Here is a 20,633-nt window from a genome sequence, read left to right on the forward strand (position 1 = left end):
AATCAAGGAGCGTTCTCAGTTTTGAGTTTTGATCCCCATGTGCATCGCTGCTGCTCCCCCTGCATAACTTTTGACTTGTAATATGCCAAAACCCGCTGCTTGAAATTCATTTGCTAACGTTTCTTTATCAGGAAAATCCCGTGCTGACTCTTGTAGCCAAGAGTATTCTTGGTAACTTTTTGCGAAAAGTTTGCCAAAAAAGGGCATGACATAGTGAAAATAAAAGGTGAACAACTGCCGCCAACCAATCAACGTCGGCTGCGACGTTTCTAAACAAACGATTTTCCCGCTTGGGCGCAGGACCCGGTGAATCTCCGCTAAGACTTGTTGACGATCAGCGACATTTCGCAAGCCGAAACCAATGGTCACATAATCAAAACTCTCGTTTGGAAAGCTTAATGCCATCGCATTGCCGGTCTGCCACAGGATTTGCGTTTGCTGTTTTTTCTGTGCTTTTTCTTGGGCAACCGTTAACATTTCTTCACTAAAATCAACACCTGTCACTTGTCCTGTCGGACCGACTGCTTCATTTAAGGCAAATGCCCAGTCTCCAGTTCCGCAGCAGAGGTCTAATATTTCAGCACCTAGCGGCACTGCCATTCGTTTCATTGTATCCTTGCGCCACCGTTTGTGTAGCTGAAAAGAGATAATACCGTTCATTCGATCATAACGGGAAGCAATCGATTCAAATACATCATGTACTTTGGTTTCTTTAGCTGTTGCTGCCATTACGGCACATCCCTTCTTTTCCTCGTTTTAGACGCTAAATTCTCAACCCTTAGGTGTCAGTTGCTATAAGTTGCTGATGATTTTAGTCTAGCACGAAAAAATGGGGGGAACAAAGACCATGCTTGCTATCGTTTTTAGTCGATTTACATTGTTAATAACTTAAAGTATTATCTTTTTGTGCATATACAGGGTTGCCATCCGATAATCATAATGAATCATCGAAAATGCCAATAGTTCGCCATTTCTTAAATAACTATCATCCCTTACAATCAATGCTGGCATGCCTTCTTCTAAATGAAAGAAGGCAGCTTGTTCCTTCGTTAACGGTTTGCTCTGGATAAACTTGTCGATGAAGGCAACCGTCAGCTGTTTTTCTTCTGCCAAAGCTTGGAACATCGACCCATCCATCATTGTTTCTGAGATCTCCCCTACGATTTCAGGAATATAATAGGAACGTTCAATTAAATACGGTTTGTTATCTAGCGTACGAAACCGCTGAACTTCGATAAAGTGTTGATCTTTCGCAAATTGTTTATGACTAGGGAGAAACAACGCATCGGCTGCCTTGACCAGTCGTTTTGAGGCTTTGACTGTTCGAATATTTTTCTCACCTCGCGTCAAATCTTCATTGAAGCCAAGATCTCCTTGTTCAATGGTGGGTTTTTGGTTGCTCTGAAAGCGAATATAAGAACCTCGCCCTTGCATTTGATAGATCCAACCCATCTTGCTCAATTTATTGAGGGCTTGGCGTAACGTATAACGAGAAACGGGATAAATCGCCAAAAGCTCTCGTTCACTGGGCATCTTCCCCTGCTCATTTCCAATGTCACCGGCTTCAATCTTTCTGATCAATTCTGCTGCTAAGTCTTCAATACTGAGTTTGGTCATCTAGCTACTCCTTTCTATTCGATTCTTTACTACTATTATCATCCTCGGCGTAAAAAAAGCCAGCTATTTTTCATAGCTGGCTTATCAAAAAACGGATAGATTATGCCTTCGTTGCGTTTGCTTGTTCGTCCTTGTATAATTTGCCATCATACATTTTGATGAATGGGAACCAAATCAAGAAAGCAACGACTGCACAGATGATTGCTAAAACAAAGGCACGCCAGTCACCACCTGAACCAATAAAGCCAGATAAGCCAATTGGCGTCGGCCACGCTACTTGAGCAATCGGTGGGTTAACAAAGCCTAGGTTGATGCCAAAATAAGCAACGGACATTGAAGCCATCGGTGCTAAGAAGAATGGAATCGCTGTGTACGGGTTGTATACCACTGGCATCCCGAACAAAATCGGTTCATTGATATTGAAGAAGGACGGCACGATCGCTGCTTTTCCTAAAGCACTTAACTGCGCTGATTTTGCAAAGAAGGCGATGAAAATCACCATTCCTAATGTCGCTCCTGAACCACCGATCGTAACAAAACTATTGTTAAACTCGCCCGCAAAGGCAATGTTGGCACCATTTTGGTTTTCCACCATATTCGACAATACGATTGGCGTCAAGAATGAGGTCACGATCGTTGCCCCATGAATACCGACGATCCAGAGTGCATGCATGAAGAAGTAGATAACAAGTAGTCCGACCCAGGTACTGGTCAATTGCGTCACGAAACTAAAAGGAATCGCAATGACTTTGAAAATATCTGTGCCCATTGCGACTAATGCACCATTGATGACGATTACAGTGAGTGCGATTAGGGCTGTAGGAATCAAAGCAGTAAATGAGGAAGAAACACCTGTAGGTACTGTATCAGGCATTTTGATGACAATATTGCGTTTCACACAGAATGCGTAGATTTTTACCGCAATGATCGCCATGATGATCGCTGTAAAGATCCCAGTTGTTCCTAAACGAGTAACGCCTCCTCCGATTTCCCAACCATTAATGATTTTTTGATCGTCAGAAATCACTTCTACTAGCGTGGCTACTCCGCCTTCAAACACTAGTTGCGGTAAGCACATAAAGAACGCCATCATTGAAAGCAATGCCCCATTGACTGGACTTAAAACAAGTTTTTCTTCTTGTGCTTGAATCTTAGTATACTCATATCCAAAGACAATACAAAAATATAGTGCTAAAATCCCCATTGTTGCAGTATTACCCAGCATATAGAGATTAACTACTTTATCAAATGATGTGCTCCAAATGCCCTCTAATACAGGAAAACTTTGGGGTAAAACGCTGATGATCAAGAACATTGATCCTACAATAGTGAAAGGAATCGACGCCATCCCGGCTGCCATGACCCCACGAACGATCCGTAATTGTGAGATTTTTCCCATTGGACCCATTAAGTAGCGGTCCAAGAAGGCAAACATTTTGTTATTTTCTGAATCCATTGACTGTTCCTCCTTGTGTTTCAAATGTAGTCAAATACGTGAAATACTTGTCGCGATCATGCTCGATCAACCAGGCTTTACGCTGGATGAATAGGCACGCCATCATGCCGACAGTAAACAAGCCAAGTAAGATGCCTCTACCCGATTGATTCATAAAAGGAATCAATGTTGCTTGCTGTCCGATCAAAATAAATAGAATTGCAATCAGATTGACACCGAATTGGAGCCAATACCCGATTTTTGTCACCAGTAAACGATTCGATTGCTGCCAATATTTTTGAGTTTGTTCAATAAGTATAAGTCCATCAACGATCAATAAGGCAATGGGAATCAAACCAGCCCATGTCCATTGAGACAGACTCAATATGGTCCAATAAAGATTGACAAAGAAAAAGATCGCAGTCATATAACGAAAAAGTAAAAAACGATTAAACCGCATACTTTTGTTTGCATATTCTTTCTTGGCTGCTTGGGTTACCGGTTTCCTTTTGGTCACAAGTCCTCCTCCTTTCTTTTTGCTTTCGCTCAACAACTTGTTCGAACAAGTTATATTCTAGCAGAATTCCTGTTGAATGCAACCGATTTCTTTTTGAAAGTGTTCTCTGAAAATAACCTGCTTTTTCATATGTTATTTCTAAAAAGTTAAGCCGATCTCAAGGAACCGTGCAGGATAATACTGGAATGTTCCTGATGTTTGGCTTTTGTTCGAGCAGAAAAAAAGTTATTTTTAGCATTACTTTTGCAAAAAATATTTGTTTCTGAAGGCTTTATCCCCCACGCAAGGCAACAGGTTTGTAAACTTACAAACTTTACAGTACACTCTAAGTTACAAAATAGTTGATTTCGAACATGCGTTATTTTTATTAATCGACATTCCCTATACTCGTTCCTTAAAACGAAAGGAGATCCTCCCAATGGATGTATTAGAAACTTACTTAGCTAGCATTGAAGATCCAGTAAAGCAAGAAAAACTGCGTGCCTTATTTGCCGCTATTACCAAGAAATTTCCTGACCTTGTCCCAGTCATTAAGTGGAATCAGCCGATGTTCACCGCCCATGAGACCTTTATTATCGGTTTCAGCGTTTCAAAACCGCATTTTTCTGTCTCCCCTGAAACCAAGTGTCTTGAACAGTTTACCGATGCCATCGAAAAAGCTGGCTACAGCCATACGGATAACATTTTTCGCATCAAGTGGACTGAGCCAATCGATCAAGCATTGATTGAGAACATGATCGCTTTCAATCTGAAAGACAAAGCGGAGATGACCCGTTTTTGGCGCTGAGCCAATCAAGCCCTCGTAAAAGAAGAGCAACCAAAAAAATCCGCAGAAGCCTGTTCGCTTCTGCGGATTTTCTGACTATTATAAGCCTAATTCTGGTGCCGGATCAAAGAATCCTGACCATAAGCTTGTTGACATCCCTAAATGTAGATGGACGCCGGTTGAATTCCCTGTCGTTCCCATACCGCCAACATATTGTCTGGCAGAGACACTTTGCCCGACCGAAACAGCCGGCAATGTACTAAAGTGCATATAGTAGCTGTAAACGCCATTGGCATGTTTGATGATCACATAGTTACCAGTTGACGGACCATAGCCCGCTTCGACGACTTCGCCGGCTTGGATCGCATAAATCGGCGTTCCGGTACCACCAGTAAAGTCGATGCCATTATGTTGATTTCCTGATGCCCCTGTTGGATCTGTGCGATACCCAAAGCGACTCGAAATATGAACCGAATCGACTGGCATTTGCCATCCACCTGTGCTTGCCTGTTCTTTTGGCTCAGATGCTTGCTCCACAGGTGCAGGAGTAGCTGCCGTTTTTTCTGGCGCCACCGATGTTTCTGGCGCCACTGCGGCTTCCGTCTTCGGTTGTGCCGCTGCCACGGCTGCTTGTTGAACGGCAGAATTTTCAGCAGCTTCAGCTGATTGGGCTTCTGCTGCTTGTTGGCGTTTTGCTGCTTCTTCTGCTTCTTTGCGCGCTTGTGCTTCTTGTGCTTCTTGCTCAGCCAGTTGCTTCAACGCTGCTTCTCGTTGCCGTTTTGCTTCTGCCTGATCTGCTTCTAATTGGTCTTTTTTCTCTTCTTCGGTGTTCAACGCCAGGGCAAGGTCGGCTAGTGCAACTTCTTGATTCAATTTGACATCAGCTAATTCCGCTTGTTTTCCTTGCAATGCGTTTGACTGCTCTTCGATCGCAACCAATTGTTCCTGTAACTTTTTTTCCAATTTCTGACTCGTTGCGATATCTTCTTGCTGTTGTTCGACGATGCTGTTGCTGGCATTCATGATCGTTACTGAAGCGATCGCCCGTTGAATGGCTTCTCCGATGGATTCAGCATCAACGATTTTTTGGAACAAACGATTGGAAGGTTCCGACGTTTGAATGTCGCGCGCTTGATTCGCCAGTACCTCTGTGCGCTTGATGATTTTTTCTTCAAGGAGTTGGATCTCTTGTGCCAAGGCATTGACTTCTTCTTCCGTCGTCGTTTTCTTTTGTAGGATTGCTTGGATTTCTCCTTCAATCGATTGAATCTCTGCCTCTGTGGAACGTTTCAGTGATTCTAATGAGGTGGATTCATTTTTTATGTCATTGATTTTTTCATTTTGCTGCTGGATCTTCTGATCAAAGCTGTCTGCGGATACCGTCACGACAGGCAGCGTCAGCAAAACAAGTGAACTTGCAACCAAAAGTGTCTTTTTCATTTTTTCTCCTTAACTAGATGTGTCTTATCGCTTTCTCTAGCATACCGAAAGATTTCATTCTTGGGGTTGTTTTCACACAAATAACATCTGGCTGCAAGAAATTGACATCTAGCTGAAACAAAATTGTTAGAATATTTCAACGAAAAAGATTGCTTTTCTTCGTCATTTAACCTTCGTTACTTATCAAGCGGTTCGTCTCCTGACCGATTGCCTACGAAAGTGCCGCGATTTGCAGCAATCAATACTGGACCTATGCTATACTGAATAAAAACGGAGGTTCTCATGATACAACAAGTGACCCAATTTACTGATTCTGAATTAGAAACCATCGCCCAGATTTGGCTGCAAAGTAATTTGGATGCCCATGACTTTATTTCGGCTGCCCATTGGCAAGATAACTATGACTTTGTGAAAAAAGCCTTTGCCGATGCCCTTATCTACACCTATTCGGTGGATGATCAGCCCGTCGGCTTCATCGGGATGTTGGATGAGTATATCGCTGGTATTTTCGTTTTGAAAAACTATCGTAGTCACGGCATTGGCAAGCAGCTTTTACAAAAAGTACAAACAGAACACGAGAAGCTGACTCTAAATGTCTACCAAAAAAATACAGCTGCTATTGCGTTTTATCTCAAAAACGGCTTTGCCATCGTTTCTGAACAACTGGATTCTGATACCTATGAAATCGAAAACACCATGGAGTGGCATCGTTGATGCTGCTCTTTTTCCCTATTTTTTTCTACCTGTTAGTTAACGAACCCTTTGGCATCTTAAAAAAATTCTACCGATCAAATAATAAATTTAGAACACATATACAAATTTTGAATGAGTGAAATGATTGCTTGCTTTCTTCTTCATGCAGCCCCTTGTCCACTTAGATTTCCACCGACTGCAATCCTTTTTATTCTAATAACATAAAGCAGTAGACTCTGTGCTGATTGAAGTGATTCATGTAAATAGCCTCCTCCTAAAGTTTAGGAAGAGGCTATTTACAGTTGAAACGAATTTATTCAGAAGGTTCTGCTGGATACTCCCGCAAGCGATACCCGACGCCGATCTCAGTGATCAAATATTCTGGCTGCAGTGTATTGGTTTCGATTTTCTTGCGAATATTTGAAATATTGACTCGTAAGGTTTGTGCATCCGCTGCAAAAGGTCCCCAGACTTCACTGGTCAGGGTATCGTAAGTGACGACTTTGCCTAAATTCTTGAACATTACTGCCATGATACGGTATTCGTTTTTGGTCAAATGGATCTCATTTTGATTCTTGTACAGGATTTTCTTCTCAAAATCGATCGTTAACTCCTTGTTTACGAGAATCGGGCTGCTGCTAAAGGCAGCTGACTCCTTGTGCCGCAATGCCGTGCGGATACGGGCAAATAATTCATTGGTACTGAAGGGCTTTGTTACATAATCATCGGCACCGAGGTCTAATGCTTGCACTTTGTCTTGTTCATCTTTGCGGGCAGAGATCACGATGATCGGTGTGTTCATGCGCTTACGAATGATTTTCAACAGCTCCATACCATCAATGTCCGGTAAGCCCAGATCCAGCAAGATGAAGTCGATAGTTTCTTCCTGCAAGAGCATCAATGCCTCCATGCCCGTGCCAACTGACGTAAAGTTGTAGTGTTCTCTTTGCAAGACGACCTCCATAAAATCAACGATATTCGAATCATCTTCAATCAATAAAAAATGTCGCTGCATGCTCTTCCTCCTTACTGCTTTAAATAAATACGAAAGATGGTACTGCCGGCTTTCGTTTCGATTGCTAATTTGCCTTCATGGGCATGGATGATGGTTTTGACGATACTCAATCCGATGCCTAGTCCATTTTTGGAATCCACCGGCACTTCGGTGTCATTAGTCAAATTCGCTTGGATTTTTTGGTATTGCCCTAAGGGGATCTCCCCTTGGTTTTCGATTTCAATGACTACTTCTTGCTCCTGAAAAACTCGCAAGAAAATCGGTGTATCGGCGGTTCCATGGCGTACGCCATTTTCAATCAGATTAAACAAAGCTTGTTCGATCAAGATTGGATCGACTTTGACAAAAATCAGCTGATCGGGCATCTTCGCGATGATTTTTTGTTGCGGATAGACTTTTTTCAGGTGCGTCAAAACCGCTTCGATAATTTCTTCAATCGGTTCTTCACTGCGCTTGACCGCCATATTTGTCAAGTTGATGCGGGTCACCGACAGTAAGTTTTCGACCATGCGGATCAACCACTGGGATTCACTTTGGATATCCCCTAGCAGTTTTTGTTTCGTTTCCATTTTGATCACGCCTTCGGTTTCACTCAATGTTTCGGCTATACCGGAAATCGTCGTCAGTGGCGTCCGCAAGTCATGAGAAACCGCACGCAGTAGGTTGCTGCGGACTTTTTCCCGTTCGTTTTCTAATTGAATCTGTTCTTTCTCACTCGCCAGAGAGACTTGTTCCAACACGGTCGCGATTTGGGTGATCACAAGGCGCAAGTAATTCAATTGACTATTGGCCAACTGATGCTCCTCGTTGCGTTCTACCCCAAGGGCGCCTAGTGGTTTACCGTTTAAAACGATCGGCAAGTAAAATCCATTGGCACCAATCAGAGTATCTGTGCCGCGACCAGCTTCTTTTTGATTTTTCACGACCCAAAAAGCGACGGCTTTCTCATCCTTGCCAGTCAGTTGAGACAGTGTTTCTCTTGATGAATGCAGACTTCTTAAATGACCTTCTCTGTCATATAACGCCACTTCTCGCTGGAGTAAGCGTGCCAAATAGGTGGTCGTACTTTCATAGATTTCTTGCTCATTCCGTGTTTCCATGTATTGTTTGTTCAGTTCATACAATATCTCCATTTGATGCTCTTTTTCCTTGGCATTTTCTGCTTGGGTCTTCAATCGAACCATCAAGTTACTGATCATCAAGGCAACGATCAGCATGATCACTAATGTGATTGGATAGCCTGCTTTATAGACCGTCAAGGAATACAAAGGTTCGACAAAGAACCAGTTGTAAGAAAGGACACTAATGATCGATGCCATGGCACTCCATAGATAGCCACTCGTGTAACGGGCCACTAAGAGAACAAAAAAGATATAAACCAGCATCAAATTCTGATCGCCGAAATGTAAGTACTGCATGCCTTCTGTCACTATGGTGGCGAGCATGATCAGCCCAAAGGTCAAGGTGAAATCTCGACCACCGCCTTCAAATAATTGCGAAAACGTCAGCCGTGGTCGCTGCATTTTTTCTTTAAAAGGAATCAAATGGATCTCAATATCATCAAGGCGCCGAATCAAGCGGTCTTCTAAATCCTCGACAAACAATTTTTGGAACCACTTCTGAGAAACCTGTTTCCCCATGATAATGTCACTGGCACCCGTCATTTTGGCATACTCTACGATGGTCTCAAAACTGTCATCCGCTTCGATGTTGATGACTTCTGCTCCCAAACGCTCTGCCAATGGCACCTCGGTAGGTGTATCATCTAACGATCGAACTTGGATAACCGTCCATTCGGCACCCACTCCTTGGGCTAAGCGGGCGGTCCAACGAATGCATTTCTCTGCCATTTTCGGCAAGCGATCATCAATGATGGTCAAAAGCTTGCTTTGGACTCGTTTTCGACCGCCGTTCATTTGATTGATATGATTGGAAGCTTTTTGGATCGCTAATCCCCGCAGATGATCAAGTTTTTCTGGCGTAAAAAAGTTTTTTAGCGCTCGTTTGGCATTTTCGTCGGCATAGATTTTTCCTTGTTCTAATCGATCGATCAGTTCGTCTGGTTCAACATCCACCACCCGCAAGCTGGCGTGCTGGAAAAAGGTGTCAGGGACCGTTTCTCTGACTTCCACTTCCGTGACCTTTTCCACGATATCATTCAGACTTTCGATATGCTGGACATTGATGGTCGTGTAGACGGTGATTCCTGCATTCAGTAATTCATCGACATCTTGGTAACGTTTTTTGTTTCGCGCACCAATGGGATTGGTATGTGCCAACTCATCGATCAAGACGATATCTGGTTTTAGTTGGATCAGTCGATCGATATCTGGCTCATAAAGGGTCAATTGCTTGTGCTGGTATTGCTTTAATGGTACTTGTGGTAACCCTTCAAGCAATCGATTGGTATCGGGACGTTTGTGGGGTTCGATATAGCCGATCACCACATTTTTGCCCATGAGTAAACACTCATGGGCTTCTGTTAACATCGTATAGGTTTTTCCAACACCGGCAGCAAAACCGAAAAATACCCGTAGCTTGCCACGTTTAGGTCCAAAGCCCGCTTGCAGCAGCATCTCTTCTGGGATCGTCTGCTGGTTGTTTTCACTCATAGATGCTTCCCCCTATTCTTCGGGTAATTGATCGAGCTGCTGATTCAAGGCCATGATATTGACATATTCTCTCGTGGAGAACAAATCAGCTACTTTATTCCTGTTTATTATATCATGAATTGTTTGTTCATCGATGCCTCTTGTGTCAGCGATCCGCGGCAGTTGAAAAAGTGCCGCTTCGACACTGATATCAGGATCAACGCCACTACCCGAAGCGGTCACGAGATCAATCGGCACACTGGTTTGGGTTGGGTTTTCTGCAAGTAACGCCGCTGTCCGCTCAGCTACAGTCTTTTTTTGGGTCGTATCATAGGGCGACAATTGTGAAACAGTTTGATCACGGCCTTGGAAGTAACCTGCTTGTTCAAAGGGTTGCGCAAGTAGCTCAGACCCTTTGACCGCTCCGTCTTCCACGATTTGACTGCCGTTGGCTTGATGGGCAAAAAAGACTTGTCCGACACCGGTGACCAATAATGTATAGAGACCGCCAAATAGCACGGTACTAAATAGTAAAAATTTGATACTGGCAAAGAGGGTATTCTTCATCATGTTTTCCTCCTAAATGACTCCTTGACGCTGATGGATTTCTCTTATAATAGAACCGCTGATAAAAGCAAATCTACTAGCTTGATGCAAATGAATGGTGCGATGATGCCGCCTAGTCCGTAGACGACAAGATTGTGCCGCAGCATTTGGCTGGCTGGTTTTTCTTGGTATTTGACCCCTTTTAACGCCAAAGGGATCAAGGCGATGATCACGACTGCATTGTAGATGACTGCAGACAAAATCGCCGTTAAGGGACTGCCAAGATTCATGATATTCAGCGCTGCGAGTTCTGGATAAATCGCATAAAACAGGACAGGAATCACTGCGAAATATTTGGCGATATCATTCGCGATACTAAAGGTTGTCAATGCCCCACGGGTCATCAGCAGCTGTTTACCAATTTGGACTACTTGCAGTAATTTGGTTGGGCTGGAATCAAGATCGATCATATTGCCCGCTTCTTTGGCTGCTTGCGTACCGGTGTTCATCGCCATTGCCACATCGGCTTGGGCGAGTGCGGGTGCATCGTTGGTTCCATCCCCCGTCATCGCCACCAAATGCCCTTTTTCCTGATATTCGCGAATCAGGTTCATTTTGTTTTCTGGTGTTGCTTCGGCTAAGAAATCATCGACGCCCGCTTCCGCAGCAATAGCAGCTGCCGTCAAAGGGTTGTCTCCAGTGATCATGATCGTCTTGATGCCCATCTTGCGCATGTCGGCAAATTTTTCTTTGACGCCGTTTTTCACGATGTCTTTTAAATAAACGACCCCGAGTACCTGGCCATTTTTCACTACGACCAATGGGGTCCCACCAGCCTTAGCGACTTTTTCTACGATTTCGTCACACGCAGTGGGATAGGTCTGCCCTTTTGCCGTTACATATTGCTTGATCGTATCCGCAGCTCCTTTACGGATCTCATCGCCACGATAATCGATCCCAGACATCCGTGTTTTGGCACTAAAATCGATCCAATGGACATCGGCTTGCTGAAATTCCCGTTCCCGAATATTGAAGGCTTCTTTGGCTAAAATTACGATACTGCGTCCTTCTGCCGTTTCATCGGCAAAAGATGCCAACTGCGCTGCATCTGCTAACTCTTTGGCGGTGACCCCCGGTACTGGCAAGAACTCACTGGCACGGCGGTTTCCCAGAGTAATGGTTCCAGTTTTATCCAGCAGCAAAACATCCACATCTCCTGCTGCTTCAATCGCGCGGCCACTCATGGCGATGACATTTTCTTTGGTCAAACGACTCATTCCAGCGATCCCAATCGAGGAAATCAAGGCGCCGATCGTGGTCGGGGCGAGACAAATCAATAAAGCGATCACGATCACACTGGAAATCGCCGTTCCCCGACCAGATAACTGACTGCTAAAATCGGTAAAAGGAATCAATGTGATGGAAACTGCCAAGAAGATGATGGTCAGTGTCACTAAGAACAGCTGCAGGCCAATCTCATTGGGTGTTTTTTTCCGCTGTGTCCCTTCCACCATCGCAATCATCTTATCCAAAAAAGAATGACCATTTTCAGCGGTCACTTTGATGACCAAGTAATCGGAAACGACTAAGGTTCCTCCGGTGACTGCACTACGGTCACCACCAGATTCACGAATGACAGGTGCTGATTCTCCTGTGATGGCACTTTCGTCCACCGAAGCAGCACCTTCCACGACATCCCCATCGGCAGGAATTTGTTCGCCAGAAGGAACATAAACCAAGTCGCCTTTTTTCAAATCGGAGGAACGGACTTCGATAAAAGCCTCTTTGGCGACATCTTCCAAGGACATGACTTTGTAGGTCATGATCTCTTTTTTGGCTTGCTTCAAACTATCCGCTTGCGCTTTGCCGCGCCCTTCTGCCACTGCTTCGGCAAAATTGGCAAACAACAAGGTCAACCATAAGAAGACGGTCACACTAATGCTAAACCACAACGGGACTGTTTGTTCTTGAAAACATAAAACGGTTGTCAAGATCGCCCCTAAATAAACCACAAACATCACGGGGTTTTTGATTTGTTGGCGAGGGTCCAATTTCTTAAAGGATTCGCCGATCGCCCATTGATAGATTTTTTTCATTTTTTCTCTCTCCTATTTCGTTGTAAAGAAGTCTGCGATTGGTCCTAAAGCCATCGCTGGTAAAAAGCTCAGTGCACCGATCACGATGATCACAATGATCAGCATCGTGACAAAGACTGGACTCGTGGTTGACAAGGTTCCTTCATTACGAACGGTTTTCTTTTTGGCACCCATGTTTTCTGCCAGATACAAGATGGCTGCGATGGGAACGAAACGTGAAACGAACATCAAGATACTACCCAAACTATTCAGGAAAAAAGTATCTGCGGTCAAGCCGCCAAAGGCACTCCCGTTGTTGTTGCTGAAAGAAGTTGCTGCATACAACAGTTCGCTAAAGCCATGGGCGCCTTGGTTGGTTAGCCAGCTCATGATGTCAGGATGCAAGGTCATCAACATAGCCCCGAAAAGCGTCAGTAGCAATGGCGTCAAAATAACGATACTCGTCATTTTAATGTCAAAGGCTTCGATTTTTTTGCCGATATATTCTGGTGTTCGTCCCACGAGTAAACCAGCGATAAAGACCGTCAATAATAGAAAAGCGATCATGCCATAAAGTCCGCTACCGACACCGCCAAAGATGATTTCCCCCAGCTGCATCAAGAACATCGGGATCGCACCCCCAAGTGGTGTGAAACTATCCAGCATGGCATTGATTGATCCACTGGAAGCAGCGGTGGTACTCACTGCCCAGAGACTCGACCAACCGATACCAAAACGTACTTCTTTGCCTTCTAAATTGGCATTCCCAAGCACTTGACTGAATTGCGGCCCATAGGCTTCACTGATCACTACGCCAATAAAAGCCAGGATCAAAAAGACGGTTGCGGTGATCAAGATCGTACGTCCTTGTTTCCACTCTTTTATCCAAAAGCCAAAGGCAAAAATCAAAGCAGCTGGCAGCAACAAGATCGCTAAGTTTTCTAAAAAATTACTGAGCATCGTTGGGTTTTCAAATGGATGGGCAGAGTTGGCGCCAAAGAAACCGCCGCCGTTGGTCCCTAATTGCTTGATGGCGATTTGACTCGCTACCGGTCCGAGCGCCATCCAAAAGGATTCCCCTTCAAATCCATTGACTTCAACGCCACTGCTCAACGTTTGGACAACGCCTTGAGACAGGAGCAAGATCGCTAAAATCAATGAAAGTGGTAAAAGAATATAGAGCAAAGAACGGGTGATGTCTTGCCAAAAATTTCCTACCGTTCGTTTTTGTTTTTGTTGCAGCCCACGAATCAAGGCACACAGTACGGCTAATCCGACTGCCGCAGATAAGAAATTTTGCACCGTTAATCCTAATGCTTGGGAAAGATTGGTCAGTGATTCTTCCCCAGCGTAAGCTTGCCAGTTCGTGTTCGTCACAAAACTGACGGCTGTGTTCAATGCTAAGTCAAAGGACATATTCTCAACGGCTGCCCCTTGTGGTAACCAGTGCTGGACCATCAATAATCCGGTCAAACCGATGATGGAAAAGACACTGACGACCAAGACTGAAAATAAATAGGTTTTAGCAGTCATTTCTTTTTTGCTGACTGAACCAATCACTCGATAGGTCAACCGTTCAATGGGTTGAATAAAGCGGACAAATCGCGGTGTTTTTCCTTGCATGATTTCTTTGATATACCAGCCCAAAGGAACCGCTGCTGCTAGTAAGATCAGTAAAAATAAAAAGCCTTGCACAAAATAGCTACTCATCGTTCTCCCCCCTCAAACAAATACCAAAAGAGATAGATCATTACGATCACTCCGATTATTCCTAAAACAAGATTCATATTCTTCACTCCTTCATGACGTAAGCATACGCAAAAAGAAATAAAAATAGTGTAAATCTTCTGCTAGAGTCTTTATATCTTCTTTATACGTCTGCTTATCAGACAAGAAAACCGCAACAGTGCAGGTTTTTTTTGAAAATAAACCAAAAACAGCGGCTATCATTAAGGATAGCCGCTGCTAGTGTCATTGCGATTTATTTCGTTTTTCTGCTTTTGTTCGTGTGTTTCTTACGAAAGAAGAAGATCCCCGCTAGTGCCACAAGGCTTGCTCCTGCAATCGAATAGCCTTGAGTGATGGCTGTACCGGTCTTTGGTAACACCCGTTTATCCTTTGCGGTCGCTTTGCTTTGTTTGCCAGGCTGACCTGCATCCGTTGGTTTTTCTTGCCCTTTGTCAGAATCATCTTTCTCTGGTTGCTGATTTTCCTCCTCTGGTTCTTCTGCTTTTTCAATGACTTTGATCGTCGCTGTGGCGGTGACTGCTTCTTGTGAGTCAGTACCAAATAAGCGTGCGAAAAAGTTAGGAGTTGCTGCTTCATCGGTTACGATTGAATAGTTGACTTGATAGGTGCCCGTTTTCTTCGTATCAACCGAACCGTCCACCAGCAGTTGCTCCAACGTAAGTGTCTTACCGTCACGATCTGTAGCGGAGACAAAATTGTCGGCAGCTGTCCAGTTATCACCGACATAAATCACGCTATCTTTCACAGTCACAGAGGTCTGGTCTGCCAACACGGTGATCGTGGCAGTTGCTTCGGCTTTGCCGTTGCGATAGGTTACTTGGTATCTGCCTGGTGTGGTGCTGTCAACTGTACCTACTGTTGTGATATCAGTCAGTTGCACTTCGTTGCCGTCTTTATCTGTTGCCGACACAAAGTTGTCGGCGGCTTGCCAGTCTTCGCCCTCATAAATCGTACTGTCTTTAGCGACTACCGTTTCTTGGTCAGCAACCACGGTAATCATCGCAGTTGCTTTTACATTGCCATTTTGATAAACCACTGGATACTCGCCTGCTTTGGAGGTATCGACTGAGCCACTAACTGTCACTCCTGAAAACGTTAGATTTGCTCCCGTTTTGTCTGTAGCTAAGACAAAGTTGTCGGCAGCTTCCCAATCGTCACCGACGTACAGAGTACTGTCTTTGGCTTTGACACTCGTTTGATCAGCCAATACGGTGATCGTCGCTTTCGCTTCAGCCTTGCCATTGCGATAAATTACTTCATATTTCCCTGGTGTGGCGCTATCGACTGTACCTACTGTTGTGATATCAGCCAGTTTTACTGCGTTACCGTCTTTATCTGTTGCCGACACAAAGTTGTCGGCGGCTTGCCAGTCATCGCCCTCATAAATCGTACTGTCTTTAGCAACTACCGTTTCTTGGTTGGCAACCACGGTAATCGTAGCAATAGCTTCTGTTTTACCATTGCTATAGGTAACTTTGTACTGACCTTCTTTGCTCGTATCAACTGAGCTACTGACGGTCACTGCTGAAAATGGTAGGTTTGCTCCGGTTTTGTCTGTGGCTGAGACAAAGTTATCAACCGCATGCCAGTCATCCCCGACATATAAGGTGCTATCTTTGGCTTTAACTGATGTTTGATCAGCTAACACGGTGATCGTCGCTGTTGCTTCGGCTTTGCCATTGCGATAAATTACTTCATATTTCCCTGGTGTGGCGCTGTCGACTGTACCTACTGTTGTGATATCAGCCAGTTTTACTTCGTTGCCGACTTTGTCTGTTGCCGACACAAAGTTGTCGGCGACTTGCCAGTCATCGCCTTCGTAAATCGTACTATCTTTGGCGACTACCGTTTCTTGGTTGGCAACGACCGTAATCGTCGCCGTTGCTTTTACTTTGCCGTTTTGATAAACCACTGGATATTGACCTTCTTTGGAAGTTTCAACGGCTCCACTAACGGTCACATTTGAAAATGGGACATTCGCTCCGGTTTTGTCTGTAGCTGAGACAAAGTTATCAACCGCATACCAGTCATCCCCAACATATAAGGTACTGTCTTTGGCTTTGACACTCGTTTGATCTGCCAATACAGTGATCGTCGCTGTTGCTTCGGCTTTGCCATTGCGATAGGTTACTTGGTATTCTCCTGGTACTTTCGTATCCACTTCACCACTGGTGGTAAGATCTGCCAGGGTTAGCGCTTGACCAGACTTATCTGTTGCGGACACAAAGTTATCTGCTAGTTCCCATGAATCACCAACATAGAGAGTGCTGTCTTTGGCAACAACGGTCGCTTGGTTGGCAACAACCGTAATTGTTGCGACTGCTTTTTGATTGCCGTTTTGATAAACCACTGGATATTGACCTTCTTTGGAAGTATCAACGGCTCCACTAACGGTCACATTTGAAAATGGGACATTCGCTCCTGTTTTGTCCGTTGCCGAAACAAAGTTATCAGCAGCTTGCCAGTCATCACCGACATATAAGGTACTGTCTTTGGCTTTGACCGAAGTTTGGTCTGCTAAGACCGTGATCGTGGCAGTTGCTTCGACTTTGCCGTTACGATAAATAACTTGGTATTCTCCTGGTGTATCCGTGTCAACTTCACCGATAATGGTCACTTCTGTTAGTGACAAGACGTTTCCATCTTTATCCGTTGCCGATAGAAAATTATCTTCTGCTGTCCATGCATCGCCCACATATAACGTGCTGTCTTTGGCTGCCACCGTTTCTTGGTTGGCAACAACGGTGATTGTCGCTGTATCGCTCACGTTGCCATTCATGTATTTGACTTCATAAGTGCCGACTTTAGATGTGTCGACCTCACCGTTGACGGTAATTTCCGAGAAGGACATCCCATTGCCAGGCTTGTCTGTTGCCGAGACAAAATTATCTGCAGCATGCCACTCGTCTCCCACGTAGATCGTACTATCTTTCGTGACGATCGTTGATAAATCTTCTTCTGGTGTGATGCCTACTGAGAACTGGTTGCCTGTCCGATTCACTTGGATTTCTTTACCACGCTGAAGCTCCTGCGGCACAACGTAGCCTTCTGGGACGGAGGAAACATAAAGCGTATAGGTCCCCGTATAAATATCAGCTAATTGATACTCTCCCTTCTCATCTGTTACGACAGAAATGACATCTCCAGTCAACTGATTCCAAAGCATCAATGTAACGCCTGCAATTTTCTGAGTTGGTTCTTCGGTATTATAAACATCAAGTGACGCACTAGTTTTGTAAATGATCCCGTTTGAGTCACCTGCCGAAAATTGCAGGTTAGTCACCGTCGAAGTAGCCGTCCGTTTGGCTTCCGACAAGGTATCAATCGTATCAGAAACGATCGTTGCTGAAGCTGAGATTTGGCCGGCGTTTTGTGAAAGTACGTTGTAACTGATTTCGATATTTTTCGTTAGAACATAGTTTGAAAAGACAAGCTGTACGTCTCCGTCAACTTCTTTGACTTCGTAGCTGTCATCTGGCACATTCGAAACATTGATTGAGCCTAGATCGATTTCACCATTGGTATTTCCCAATGATTTAAGAAGAATCGTTGGATTGGCTACCTTTTTCGAGCCATCATCGATATTTTTTGTTGTGACCTTGACCTGCGTCATGTTTTTTGTATTATTCACGGTATTTTGCGTAATCCCAATAATATCCGTCGCTGTATTGGAAACGGAAACGGTAGCTGATCCTTGCTGATTATTTGATAACGGCTCTTTTGCAAAACCAGGCACATATATCGTACTCATTTCCTGCCAACCATTGGCGTACTGATAGGAAATGATGTAGCGTCGATTCGTCGTCCCAAAGTCAAAGGTGTAATAGTTGGTTGCCTCATCATGGGTGATCGTCGGATAATTTGGATCGCTTTCTTTCATGGCTTGATTATTATAAGCGCCGCGATCCCAATATTGCGGATAAATGCCGTTTACTTGATCATTGGAAACATCAATGATCGAAAAAACAACCTCCGTGTTTTTCGGGACATGGGTCTCCACAGTCAAATCACTGATGGTATCTTGACGAGCGTTGACCAAAAATTGGTTTTTACTACTTTGAAGCGTACGTTCAGAGTATAGTTTCCTACCGGTATAGACGGAGGTGTGAACCGTGTCAAGTCCCGTCGCGGAAATCGTGATTGGAATTGTATCATTAGGAATTGATTTTGTCGGTGCTAAACTATCTGGCACGTAATTGAAACCAATATCAAATTGAACGGAATAGGTTATGGGCGACGTAAAGGTGACCATCGTTCCGCCTGCTACTTCTTCAATCGTATAATCTTTTCCTAATGTGTAGTAAAAACTGACTTTTGGTACCTTTCTCAAAGAAAGATACTCTGGATGTTCAATAAACATTTGTAAATTTTCGATTGGTTGTGAGGTGCTGCCTTCGATGTTAACGGAGGTATCACTCATGTAAGCACCATTTTGATCATAATTTCCCCAAGCCGTTTCAGCGTTATTGGGATTAAGAACACTGATTGGTTCGACGTAGTTGTCTTCAACGATTTTGAATTCTTTATTAGCAATTAACGGTGTCGAGACATTGAGGATGATATCTTTCTGATCAAAGGGTACGGTTATGTTGGTGGAACCAAGAGTGAGATTGCTGTCTTTTGTGGCGGTCACAATCAGTTTGTCCCCATTATTTTCGACAGAAAAATAATCCGTAAAAGTCACATTTTGATAGAAGGCGTCTCTTGCTGTTAACTGTTTCGCCGTGATCGGCTGTCCGTTTTGACTCGAAAGAATGATTTGTTGGCCTGCTTTCATCTCCGTCGGCATTTGATGAATTGATACATAGTAGTTTCCTTTAGAAAGGCCATTCATAAAACTGGCAGAAGCAACCCCCATATAATACCTAGAATCGACTTCCTTTTCATCTTTGCTGGTTTTTGCGGTAAAGGAAAACCCTCTATTTTGGGCAGCTGTTGATTTTAGCTGAACCGAACCAAATCCGGTCGTCGGATACCCTTTTGAAAAAGAAGCAGAATAATCCGTCAACGCGGTCAAGCTCATGGTGAATTGATAAGAAACCCCATAAGCCTTTTGTTTGTCCATCTGTTTGATTTCAACAGCAGTATTGTAAAGACTATCTGAGGTAATCGTGTAGTCTGTCCCTTCGACTAAGGCTGTTTGTGTTTCTGGCTTGATCTTTCCTTTGATATCCACCTCATAGCTGAAAACTTTTAACGGTTGGGTCTCAATCTTTTTGAACACTGCTCCCGGTGTATCAACCAATCGCAATGAGAGGGTCTCTGTCCCAGACAACATCCGATCAACGTTGTAGTAGACCATTCCTTGCATCCCAAAGACATTTTTTTCTGACACATATTGAATCGGGTCAACTTCTTCATACAAATCAATGGCGTAGCTTGTCTGGTTTTGATCGCCGATCTCAATGGTGAGCTGAGGCTTGTCTTCTGAATAAAGATAACTAGTCAACTCGATCGAAAACGATGCATCATGAATGGATTGGTTAAAGGTGATCGTTAATTGATGGGCGGCACTATCTACTACCCACGAAGCATTGATTGCTTCATTTGATCCTTGCATATCACTAAAACCAAGGCCTTCCGGCAGGTCAAAAACAGCAGTGGTGCCGGCTAAATAGTCTTCGTCATTGATTTCAAAGTCTAATTTCAGTTTCACCGGACTATTGTTTAAAATCCGCGTTTCTTCCGTTTGACTGAACTCCTCACCAGCAATCGTCAGTAATGTGCCTTTTTCTAAAAGCTCTTGTCCATTGATGCGGGTGCTGACACGGGAACTCTTTTCGGCTCCTTTGGTCTCTTTCGATTCAGTTTCTGAAGAACTTGTTTGCGTCGAATCTGTAGTATCTGCTGTATGCGTTGAAGAAGTTGTTGCAGGCGTTTCACTTTGACTCGTTGTTGCTGCATCCGTCTCTGGGGTTGCTTCGCCGCTTTCTTCTGAAGGACGATCCGTTTGAGTAGTTTCAGTTGTTTGCGCATCGCTTGTGTTTGTTTCATTGGCAACGCCGCTAGTTGATTCCAGCAGATGATTTGCGTTATCTAAAGTACGAATGGTTTGTTCCTGTTCCGTGGTTTCCGCAAGCGCCATGACCGGAGTGATCACTTGGGACAGACCTAAAGCGGTAACAACAATGCCATGACGAATTCGTTTATTTCTCTTTTTCATTTTTTTCCTCCACTAAATATATGTAG

Annotated in this window: 13 protein-coding genes; 2 read left to right on the forward strand and 11 right to left on the reverse strand. The window is 44.1% G+C overall.

Going from position 1 to position 20,633, the window contains the following annotated elements:
- Positions 1–15 precede the first annotated feature (15 nt).
- The 4 genes from ENLAB_RS02765 to ENLAB_RS02780 form a co-directional block, all read right to left on the reverse strand.
- Positions 16–729: a demethylmenaquinone methyltransferase gene (locus tag ENLAB_RS02765; RefSeq protein WP_140964989.1), complete on the reverse strand. Its 714-nt coding sequence runs from the start codon at positions 727–729 to the stop codon at positions 16–18.
- 159 nt (positions 730–888) lie between these two features.
- Positions 889–1,617 carry a GntR family transcriptional regulator gene (locus ENLAB_RS02770; RefSeq protein WP_244352471.1) on the reverse strand — a complete coding sequence of 243 codons (729 nt, stop codon included), beginning with the start codon at positions 1,615–1,617 and terminating at the stop codon, positions 889–891.
- A gap of 100 nt (positions 1,618–1,717) precedes the next feature.
- Positions 1,718–3,073: a PTS cellobiose transporter subunit IIC gene (gene celB, locus ENLAB_RS02775; RefSeq protein ID WP_244352473.1), complete on the reverse strand. Its 1,356-nt coding sequence runs from the start codon at positions 3,071–3,073 to the stop codon at positions 1,718–1,720.
- A complete protein-coding gene (locus ENLAB_RS02780; RefSeq protein ID WP_244352475.1) occupies positions 3,057–3,569 on the reverse strand; it encodes a hypothetical protein in 513 nt (170 codons plus the stop codon). The genes celB and ENLAB_RS02780 overlap by 17 nt, the downstream gene beginning before the upstream one ends.
- Positions 3,570–3,987: 418 nt before the next feature.
- Here ENLAB_RS02780 and ENLAB_RS02785 point away from each other — a divergent pair, with 418 nt between their 5' ends.
- The gene (locus tag ENLAB_RS02785) at positions 3,988–4,356 is read left to right on the forward strand and encodes an iron chaperone (RefSeq protein ID WP_081119320.1); all 369 of its coding nucleotides are present in this window, start codon (positions 3,988–3,990) and stop codon (positions 4,354–4,356) included.
- A 78-nt stretch (positions 4,357–4,434) separates the two neighbouring features.
- Here ENLAB_RS02785 and ENLAB_RS02790 read toward each other — a convergent pair whose 3' ends face one another.
- Positions 4,435–5,775, reverse strand: a complete 1,341-nt coding sequence (locus tag ENLAB_RS02790; RefSeq protein ID WP_244352477.1) for a peptidoglycan DD-metalloendopeptidase family protein — start codon at positions 5,773–5,775, stop codon at positions 4,435–4,437.
- A gap of 282 nt (positions 5,776–6,057) precedes the next feature.
- On the opposite strand from ENLAB_RS02790, the gene ENLAB_RS02795 reads away from it, so the two are divergent.
- Positions 6,058–6,489: a GNAT family N-acetyltransferase gene (locus ENLAB_RS02795; protein ID WP_081119322.1), complete on the forward strand. Its 432-nt coding sequence runs from the start codon at positions 6,058–6,060 to the stop codon at positions 6,487–6,489.
- Positions 6,490–6,781: 292 nt separating this feature from the next.
- Here ENLAB_RS02795 and ENLAB_RS02800 read toward each other — a convergent pair whose 3' ends face one another.
- The 6 genes from ENLAB_RS02800 to ENLAB_RS02825 form a co-directional block, all read right to left on the reverse strand.
- A complete protein-coding gene (locus ENLAB_RS02800; protein WP_244352479.1) occupies positions 6,782–7,483 on the reverse strand; it encodes a response regulator transcription factor in 702 nt (233 codons plus the stop codon).
- Positions 7,484–7,494: 11 nt separating this feature from the next.
- Positions 7,495–10,095 carry a DUF4118 domain-containing protein gene (locus ENLAB_RS02805; RefSeq protein WP_244352481.1) on the reverse strand — a complete coding sequence of 867 codons (2,601 nt, stop codon included), beginning with the start codon at positions 10,093–10,095 and terminating at the stop codon, positions 7,495–7,497.
- A 12-nt stretch (positions 10,096–10,107) separates the two neighbouring features.
- On the reverse strand, positions 10,108–10,644 hold the full coding sequence (locus ENLAB_RS02810; RefSeq protein WP_244352483.1) for a potassium-transporting ATPase subunit C: 537 nt from the start codon (positions 10,642–10,644) through the stop codon (positions 10,108–10,110).
- Positions 10,645–10,685: 41 nt separating this feature from the next.
- Positions 10,686–12,716: a potassium-transporting ATPase subunit KdpB gene (gene kdpB / locus ENLAB_RS02815; protein WP_244352485.1), complete on the reverse strand. Its 2,031-nt coding sequence runs from the start codon at positions 12,714–12,716 to the stop codon at positions 10,686–10,688.
- Between the two features lie 12 nt (positions 12,717–12,728).
- Positions 12,729–14,405 carry a potassium-transporting ATPase subunit KdpA gene (gene kdpA, locus ENLAB_RS02820; protein WP_244352487.1) on the reverse strand — a complete coding sequence of 559 codons (1,677 nt, stop codon included), beginning with the start codon at positions 14,403–14,405 and terminating at the stop codon, positions 12,729–12,731.
- 271 nt (positions 14,406–14,676) lie between these two features.
- Positions 14,677–20,607: a bacterial Ig-like domain-containing protein gene (locus ENLAB_RS02825; RefSeq protein WP_244352489.1), complete on the reverse strand. Its 5,931-nt coding sequence runs from the start codon at positions 20,605–20,607 to the stop codon at positions 14,677–14,679.
- Positions 20,608–20,633 lie beyond the last annotated feature (26 nt).

Source organism: Enterococcus innesii, assembly GCF_022846515.1.
In the GTDB taxonomy this organism is placed as follows: Bacteria; Bacillota; Bacilli; order Lactobacillales; family Enterococcaceae; genus Enterococcus_D; species Enterococcus_D innesii.

What these genes read in the sequence shown, in the direction of transcription:
- ENLAB_RS02765 (WP_140964989.1), bottom strand. Translation starts at nt 729, where the DNA reads ATGGCAGCAACAGCTAAAGAAACCAAAGTACATGATGTATTTGAATCG.
- ENLAB_RS02770 (WP_244352471.1), bottom strand. Translation starts at nt 1,617, where the DNA reads ATGACCAAACTCAGTATTGAAGACTTAGCAGCAGAATTGATCAGAAAG.
- celB (WP_244352473.1), bottom strand. Translation starts at nt 3,073, where the DNA reads ATGGATTCAGAAAATAACAAAATGTTTGCCTTCTTGGACCGCTACTTA.
- ENLAB_RS02785 (WP_081119320.1), top strand. Translation starts at nt 3,988, where the DNA reads ATGGATGTATTAGAAACTTACTTAGCTAGCATTGAAGATCCAGTAAAG.
- ENLAB_RS02790 (WP_244352477.1), bottom strand. Translation starts at nt 5,775, where the DNA reads ATGAAAAAGACACTTTTGGTTGCAAGTTCACTTGTTTTGCTGACGCTG.
- ENLAB_RS02795 (WP_081119322.1), top strand. Translation starts at nt 6,058, where the DNA reads ATGATACAACAAGTGACCCAATTTACTGATTCTGAATTAGAAACCATC.
- ENLAB_RS02800 (WP_244352479.1), bottom strand. Translation starts at nt 7,483, where the DNA reads ATGCAGCGACATTTTTTATTGATTGAAGATGATTCGAATATCGTTGAT.
- ENLAB_RS02805 (WP_244352481.1), bottom strand. Translation starts at nt 10,095, where the DNA reads ATGAGTGAAAACAACCAGCAGACGATCCCAGAAGAGATGCTGCTGCAA.
- ENLAB_RS02810 (WP_244352483.1), bottom strand. Translation starts at nt 10,644, where the DNA reads ATGATGAAGAATACCCTCTTTGCCAGTATCAAATTTTTACTATTTAGT.
- kdpB (WP_244352485.1), bottom strand. Translation starts at nt 12,716, where the DNA reads ATGAAAAAAATCTATCAATGGGCGATCGGCGAATCCTTTAAGAAATTG.
- kdpA (WP_244352487.1), bottom strand. Translation starts at nt 14,405, where the DNA reads ATGAGTAGCTATTTTGTGCAAGGCTTTTTATTTTTACTGATCTTACTA.
- ENLAB_RS02825 (WP_244352489.1), bottom strand. Translation starts at nt 20,607, where the DNA reads ATGAAAAAGAGAAATAAACGAATTCGTCATGGCATTGTTGTTACCGCT.